This window comes from Mesorhizobium sp. M4A.F.Ca.ET.090.04.2.1 (genome assembly GCF_003999085.1).
Taxonomy (GTDB): domain Bacteria; phylum Pseudomonadota; class Alphaproteobacteria; order Rhizobiales; family Rhizobiaceae; genus Mesorhizobium.
In genome coordinates this window covers 1-639 of record NZ_RZOT01000996.1, presented here as the reverse complement: position 1 = coordinate 639, position 639 = coordinate 1, and the positions used below count along the sequence as shown (strand labels likewise).

Here is a 639-nt window from a genome sequence, read left to right as displayed (position 1 = left end):
AGGCAGATCGTTGCGCCAAGCAGGCACCACAGAATCCAGGTGGAGCACGGGATCTCGGTCATTTCGTTCGTGGAGGGGCGGCAATTGTTGACGGAAACGAACGGTTACCGTGGACAGCGCCACGGCTGGCTCCACCAGCGCCTGAACAAGCGTTTCGCCCGCCCGCCATGCCTCACTTGCGACGGCCTCGGCAGGTGTGAAGCCCATTTCGATCGCCAAGATGCTGCGCTTCAGCCATAACCCCAAGGTTCCCTCTTTGATGGCAGCAGCTGGAAAACCCGCCTCGCGCACTACGCCGAAGAGGAGCGGCACGTCGGTCGGCTGAGGGCGTCGCCACCGTTTCAAGCCAGCTTCGGCGGCTTCCCGCACCACCGCGTAGCGCACGTCGGCGGCCGAATCATTCGCGTGATATCGAATTCCAAGGACAGCTAAGGGTCTGATCCAGTCCCAAGCCCCCCCGGCGCGTTCCCGGCGATACCACTCGGCTGTGAAAGCAACGAACAAAGCCTGACCATGGGAGTCGTTCAGCGCGGTCGGTCCATGGCGTTTTAGGACCTCCCGAACGCCCTCGAACTCTTGTCGGCTGAATCGGTAGCGATAAAGTGGGCGCCCATCAGGGAGCGATAATCCGCGCGATCG

The 639-nt window shown here is 62.1% G+C and carries 1 protein-coding gene; it reads right to left on the bottom strand.

Annotated elements, in window-relative coordinates; translation table 11 throughout:
* Nucleotides 1-384: hypothetical protein (locus EN781_RS33705; RefSeq protein WP_145965837.1), on the bottom strand; the 384-nt coding region annotated here is incomplete at its 3' end.
* Between the last annotated feature and the right edge of the window lie 255 nt (nt 385-639).